The sequence below is a fragment of the Bradyrhizobium sp. HKCCYLR20261 genome, assembly GCF_051168435.1.
GTDB lineage: Bacteria > Pseudomonadota > Alphaproteobacteria > Rhizobiales > Xanthobacteraceae > Bradyrhizobium.
The window spans coordinates 35,156-41,335 of sequence record NZ_JBNPUZ010000030.1 but is presented as its reverse complement, the minus strand read 5'-3'; the positions used below and the strand labels follow the sequence as shown (position 1 = coordinate 41,335).

The following is a 6,180-nucleotide window of genomic DNA, read 5'->3' as shown; positions in this document are numbered from 1 at the left end:
TTAACGGTGTCCTTCGTGCTCTCCCTGGGGATCGGCTTTGTTGCCCCCATCGCCCGCGCGTGCCGTCAAGCAACGACGACGGACTTGACCTCAGCGTCGAGAGGCCAGGACCACACGACTTCGCCGTCCGCGCCGGTCATGCTCGTCTGGCACGACCGTCACGTCCATCGCAGCCCACCTCCACGTTCGTGACGACGCGTACGTCCCTCTGCTCGAGGCGGGTTGAGCCAGAGCATCGACCTGATTTGCCCGACGACACAAGCCAGGACGCCTGCGGCAAACTAACACGACGGGCAATTCACGCATGGCGCACATGCACGGCGTGCCCGTCGTGCAAACAAATCGCCAGACAGCACCGGATTAATTCCGCGTCGCATCCCACGTCACCGGCAGGTTGAGCAGGCCGCGGAAGGCCCAGCCGCCGATGCGGACCGGCTCGGCGTCGCGCAGCCGCAGGTTCTGCAGCCGCGCGAACAGCGTCGGCAGGGCGACGTCGGCGATCATCGCGCGCGAGGCCCAGGCGCCGGCGCAGAAATGCGGGCCGGCGCCGAAGGCGATGCTCTTGGCGACGTTGCGGCGGATGTCGAAGCGGTCGGGATCGGGAAAATGCGCTTCGTCACGGTTGGCCGAGCCGAACATCAGGAACACGCGCTCCTCCGGCTCGAACGTCACGTTGCGGATCGACCAGGGTTTGGCGATGCGCCGCGGCGACATGCCGATCGGCGAGATCCAGCGGGCATATTCCTCAAACACCTGCAGCCAGCGCACCTCGCCGCTCGTGGCGAGCGCGAGCTGATGGCGATGCGTCAGCAGCGCCCATACCGTGCCGGCGATGGCATCGCGCGGCTCGTTCTGGCCGCCGGAGATCGCGAGCTTGATGTTGGCGCGGATGCTGTCCATCGGCATCTGCGTGGCGAGCATGACACCGAGCAGACTCTGGTTCGGGGTCTGTTCCAGCACCGGCACCATGTCGTCGATCGCGGCGTCGATGCCGAACGTGGCCGCATTGCAGCGCGCCTCGACCGCGGGATCGCCGGTGTAGTTGGCGATGCCGTCGATCATCGCCTGCGACCACGCGTTCATGTCCTGATAGCGCATGTTGGTGAGGCCGGTGATCAGCTTCAGACATTCGGCCGAGAACGGCAGGGCGAAATCGCGGACGAGATCGACGCCGGCCGCCGGATCGAGCGCGTCGATCAGCCGGTCGGCGTGGGCCTGGAACTGCGCCAGCCAGTGCACGCGGACCGCGCGCGGCGACACCGCCGGCGCGATCGCCTGGCGCTCGGCCATATGCGCGGCGCCGTCCTTGCGCATCATGTTGTGGCCCATCAGCCGGTTCATCAGCCCCTGCGGCTGGTGCGAGCTGAACACGTCGATCTGCTTCTCGGAGACGAAGATGTCGTCGCGCCGGCATAAAAGCGTGCTGCCGAGCTGCGGCACGAAGGCGATCGGGACCTCCTGGCGCATTTTAGCCAGCGCCGGATAGGGATCGGCCCAGAAGGCGGCGGGATCGATGTCGAAATGCGGTGCAGTGCTCACGCGTGGCCTCCGGTCAGACGGCGCAGGCTAGCCGCGCGCATGAGCGGCGTCTGTCCCGGTGATAGGTGACAGCCTGCGGCGCAGCTTTCAGTTCAGCGGCTTCGGCGCCGTCATGAGCCGCAGCGCGATCGCGAACAGCTCGTTCTGCGAGGCGATGCCGAGCTTCTCATAGGCGCGCTTGCGGTAGGTGAAGACGGAGTTGAGCGCGATGCCGAGATCACCGGCGATCGCCTCCGAGGTGAAGCCTTCGAGGATGCGCCGGCAGACGTCCTTCTCGCGTGGGGTCAGCACCGACAACGGTCCGCCTTGCGCGAACAGCAGCGCGAGCTTGTCGGCCGGAGCAGAGACAGACGTATCGTCCTCGCAATGCCGCGCAACTGTCGCGGCGACGATCGGGGCGACCGCTGTGATGCGCTGCCGTTGAGCCTCGGTGAAGCCGCCCTGCTCCGCCGTGCGATAGAAGTTCACATAGGTGCAGTGATCGCCGACCCAGATCGCGGTGGCGGCCTTGTCGACGATCTCCGAGTCCTCGAAGAACAGCTTGCGATAGCCCTTCGGATACATCCGCCGGGCGAAGTGCGGCAGCAGGATGTGTCGCTGCTCCGCGCGCTCGCGGAAGATCACGTCGCGGTTGGGATCGGCGGTGTGGAAATGCTCCGAATAGGCGGTGCCGAGATCGGGCCCGATGGCGATGTTGCCGGTGCTGAGCAGGCAGCGCGCCGAGCGCTGGCCGGCGAAAGAGAACACCATGCAATGGCCGACATCGGCGACATCGCGCAAGGTGTCGATCAGGACGGCCGGAAACGATGGCTGGCCGATGGCGAGCACCAGTGCGCTGACGGCGCTGGTCGCATCGACGCCGGACCTGATGGCCTCCATGATGGTCCTCCCCCCGGATGTTCTGTTTGTTTCAGCCTAGCAGCAACGTTGGACAGCTGGAAGGCCGCCCGACGTCACCAACCACGGGGACAGACGCGCGGCCGCGACGGGGCTAGGCTTGGCGGCTCGAAGTCGCGGCCGATCAACGCGCCGGGCACGCTCAACGGGGAGGAACTCGCGATGAGAGCCGCACTCACTGCGCTCGGAATGGCAGCCATGCTGGCGCTCGGCGCGCCGGCGCGGGCCGACATCAAGGTCGGTATCGTGGTGTCGGCGACCGGGCCCGGCTCGGCGCTCGGGCAGCCGCAGATCAAGGCGGTCGCCGCACTGCCGAAGGAGATCGGCGGCGAGAAGATCGTCTACATCGCGCTCGACGACGAGTCCGACAGCGTCAAGGGCCTGCAGAATGCGCGGCGCCTCGTCATCCAGGACGGCGTCGACGTCATCATCGGCTCGTCGCTGACGCCGGTCACGATGCCGATGCTCGATGTCGCGCTGGAGTCACGCACGCCGCTGCTGTCGCTGGCGGCCTCGACCGCGATCGTGCAGCCAATGGACGACAAGCGGAAGTGGGCGTTCAAGGTGGTGCCCAACGACGACATCATGGCCGCGGCGATGCTGAAATACATCGCCAAGAGCGGCGTCAAGACGCTCGGCTTCATCGGCGTCTCCGACGGCTATGGCGAGGGCTACTACCAGGAGGTGAGCAGGCTGGCGCCGAAGCTCGGTATCACGGTCACGACGCATGAGGTCTATGCGCGCGGCGACACCAGCGCCGCCGGCCAGGCGCTGAAGGTGATCGCGACCAATCCGGATGCGGTGTTCATTGCGTCGGCCGGCACGCCCGCCGTGCTGCCGCAGCAGGCGCTGCGCGAGCGCGGCTATCAGGGCAGGATCTTCCAGACCCATGGCGTGGCGACGCAGGAGTTCATCAAGCTCGGCAAGGAGAACGTCGAAGGCGCGATCTTCGCCGGCGAAGCGTTCTCGATCGCCGACGATCTTTCGCCGGAGGATCCGTTCCGCCGCGCCAACGACGCCTTCGTCTCGGCCTATCAAGCCGTCCATGGCGACAGGCCGAACATCTTCGCCGCGCATCTGTGGGACACGGTCACACTGCTGAAGGGCGCCATTCCCGGCGCGCTCAAGGCCGCCAAGCCCGGCACGCCCGAGTTCCGCGCCGCGCTGCGCGACGAGTTGGAGCGCGGCAAGGACGTCTACCTCAACAACGGCCTCTCCACCATGAGCCCGACCGACCACAACGGCTACGACGAGCGCTCGGCGTTCCTGATCAAGGTCGAGGGCGGGAAGTTCAGGCTGGTGAAGTAGTCGGGTTCGCGTTTTTGGCACAACGAGCCCGGCGCGGACGGTGCACTCCCCTCCCCGCAAGGGGGAGGGGAGCTCACCTTTGGCGCGGTGGGTGCTCGACCTCCACGGGTGAGGTGACGCGCTCTTAGGCCGATAGTCTCTCCGCCGTCGCGCCCTTGCCCAAAATCAGATCCGCCGCCTTGTCGCCGATCATCAGCGTGGCCGCATTCAGGTTGGCCGAGATCATGCGCGGCATGATGGAGGCGTCGGCGACGCGGAGGCCTTGCATGCCGTGCACGCGGAGTTGGTCGTCTACGGTGGCCCAGGTGGAGTCGGCCGGGCCCATGCGGCAGGTGCAGCCGGGGTGGAAGGTCGTGGTGGCGCGCTGGATGGCGGCGGCGAGGAATTCGTCGTCGCTGTTCACCTTCGGGCCCGGGAAATCCTCGTAGGCGTAGTACGGCGCGAGCGGCGCCGAGGCCAAGAGCCGGCGCGCCAGCTTCATGCCGGCGACGATGACGCGGCGGTCGAGCTCGGCTGTGAGATAGTTGGTCTGGATCAGCGGCGGCGCGAACGGATCAGCGGAGCGGATGCGGACGTAGCCGCGGCTCTCCGGGCGCTGCTGCCAGGACGCGACCGTCATGCCGGGCTCGTCCTCGAGCTGGCCCTGCACGCCTTCCTTGTAGCTCGCAGGCGTGAAGGTGAGCTGCAGGTCGGAGCTCTCGGCAGTCTCGCCGGAATGCCAGAAGCAGTAGACCATGGTCGGCGACAGCGACAGGATGCCCTTGCGCGTCACCGCCCATTTCAGCGCCTCCCCCCACAGATTGAGGCCGCGGGCGAGCTCGTTGATGGTCTTGATGTTCTTGACGCGCGCCACCGTGCGCGGCGCGTAGTGATCCTGCAGACCCTCGCCGACAGAGCGGAGCGCATGGCGCACCTCGATGCCGTGCTCCTGCAACAGCTCGGGCGCGCCGATGCCGGAGAGCTGCAAGAGCTGCGGCGAGTTGTAGGCGCCGCCGGACAGGATGACCTCCTTCCGCGCGCGCACCTCGACCGGAACGCCGCCGCGTCCACCGCGGCTGTAGCGCACGCCGACGGCGCGCTTGCCGTCGAGCATGATACCGGTGGCATGCGCATGGGTGCGGATCTCGACATTCGGACGCTTGCTGGCGGGCCGCAGGAACGCCGTCGCCGACGACACGCGGCGGCCGTTCTGGATGGTGCGCTGGACGTAGGACACGCCTTCCTGGATGGCGCCGTTGTAGTCGGGATTGCGCGGGATGCCGAGCGAGACCGCGCCGTCCATGAAGGCCTCGCACAGCGTGTCCTTCCACTCCATGGTGGTGACGTGAAGGCTGCCGTCGCGGCCGCGATATTGCTCGTCGCCGGCGCCGATGCGCCTCTCCATGCGCCGGAAGTGCGGCAGCACGTCGGAATAGCTCCAGCCGCGATTGCCCATCTGCGCCCAGGTGTCGAAATCCTGGCTCTGGCCGCGATTGTAGACGTGGCCGTTGATCGAGGACGAGCCGCCGAGCGTCTTGCCGCGCGGCGCATAGATGCTGCGGCCGGCCGTGTAGGGCCCCGGCTCCTGCTGATAGCCCCAATTGATGCTCTTCATGTAGAAGGTCTTGATGAAGCCGGCCGGCAGATGGATGTAGGGGTGCCAGTCGCGCGGCCCCGCCTCCAGCACGCACACCGTCACCGACGGGTCCTCGCTGAGGCGGCTGGCGATCACGCAGCCGGCCGAGCCGGCGCCCACGATCACATAGTCGAACGTATCCATCTCGTCTGTCGTCCCGGTCTCGTCATGCTGGCCGCCTGGCGCGGCAAGGCGGCCATAGCGCGATCAGCGCGCCTTGTCATGCAGTTGATAATCGAGATGCGCCCGCACCGTCGGCCATTCCGCCGCGGTGATGCTGTAGACGACGGTATCCCGCAGGGTGCCGTTCGGCGCGATCTGGTGGCTGCGCAAAATGCCGTCCTGCTTGGCGCCGAGCCGCTCGATGGCGCGGCGGCTCTGGTGGTTGAAGAAATGCGTGCGGAACTCGACCGCGATGCAGTCCATCGCCTCGAAGGCGTGCGCCAGCAACAGCCGCTTGCACTGCGTGTTGAGCGCGCTGCGCTGCACCCGCTTCGCATACCAGGTCGAGCCGATCTCGACGCGGCGGTTGGCGGCATCGACGTTCATGTAGGTGGTCATGCCGGCGACCTTGCCGTCGGCATCACACACCGTGAAGGGCTGCATGTGGCCAGTGGCGAACAGGCCGAGCCGGCGCTCGATCTCCCTGGCCATGGTCTCGGGTTTCGGAACTGCGGTGTACCACAGATTCCACAATTCGCCGTCGCTGACGGCCTCGACCAGCGCGTCGTGGTGGTCGGGCGACAGCGGCACGAGGCTGGCGTGCGTGCCGCGCAGGGTGACCGGTTCGAGAAAGGGCATCAGAGACTCCTTCCCTCATC

General features: G+C 67.1%; 5 protein-coding genes. 1 reads left to right on the top strand and 4 read right to left on the bottom strand.

The genetic code is table 11. The annotated features are described in order from the left end of the window. Positions 1-360: 360 nt before the first annotated feature. Both ACQR1L_RS34385 and ACQR1L_RS34380 read right to left on the bottom strand, forming a co-directional pair. Positions 361-1,539: a cytochrome P450 gene (locus tag ACQR1L_RS34385; protein ID WP_434862342.1), complete on the bottom strand. Its 1,179-nt coding sequence runs from the start codon at positions 1,537-1,539 to the stop codon at positions 361-363. 87 nt (positions 1,540-1,626) lie between these two features. Further along, entirely contained in the window at positions 1,627-2,418 is a 792-nt protein-coding gene (locus tag ACQR1L_RS34380) for a helix-turn-helix transcriptional regulator (protein ID WP_434862341.1), read from the bottom strand. A 180-nt stretch (positions 2,419-2,598) separates the two neighbouring features. Here ACQR1L_RS34380 and ACQR1L_RS34375 point away from each other — a divergent pair, with 180 nt between their 5' ends. Then, complete coding sequence (locus ACQR1L_RS34375; RefSeq protein WP_434862340.1) at positions 2,599-3,744, top strand: ABC transporter substrate-binding protein; 1,146 nt, start codon at positions 2,599-2,601, stop codon at positions 3,742-3,744. Between the two features lie 124 nt (positions 3,745-3,868). On the opposite strand, the gene ACQR1L_RS34370 is transcribed toward ACQR1L_RS34375, so the two are convergent. Continuing rightward, complete coding sequence (locus tag ACQR1L_RS34370; RefSeq protein WP_434862339.1) at positions 3,869-5,503, bottom strand: GMC family oxidoreductase; 1,635 nt, start codon at positions 5,501-5,503, stop codon at positions 3,869-3,871. Between the two features lie 63 nt (positions 5,504-5,566). Continuing rightward, positions 5,567-6,160, bottom strand: a complete 594-nt coding sequence (locus ACQR1L_RS34365; protein WP_434862338.1) for a GNAT family N-acetyltransferase — start codon at positions 6,158-6,160, stop codon at positions 5,567-5,569. Positions 6,161-6,180 lie beyond the last annotated feature (20 nt).

What these genes read in the sequence shown, in the direction of transcription:
- ACQR1L_RS34370 (WP_434862339.1), bottom strand. Translation starts at nt 5,503, where the DNA reads ATGGATACGTTCGACTATGTGATCGTGGGCGCCGGCTCGGCCGGCTGC.
- ACQR1L_RS34380 (WP_434862341.1), bottom strand. Translation starts at nt 2,418, where the DNA reads ATGGAGGCCATCAGGTCCGGCGTCGATGCGACCAGCGCCGTCAGCGCA.
- ACQR1L_RS34365 (WP_434862338.1), bottom strand. Translation starts at nt 6,160, where the DNA reads ATGCCCTTTCTCGAACCGGTCACCCTGCGCGGCACGCACGCCAGCCTC.
- ACQR1L_RS34375 (WP_434862340.1), top strand. Translation starts at nt 2,599, where the DNA reads ATGAGAGCCGCACTCACTGCGCTCGGAATGGCAGCCATGCTGGCGCTC.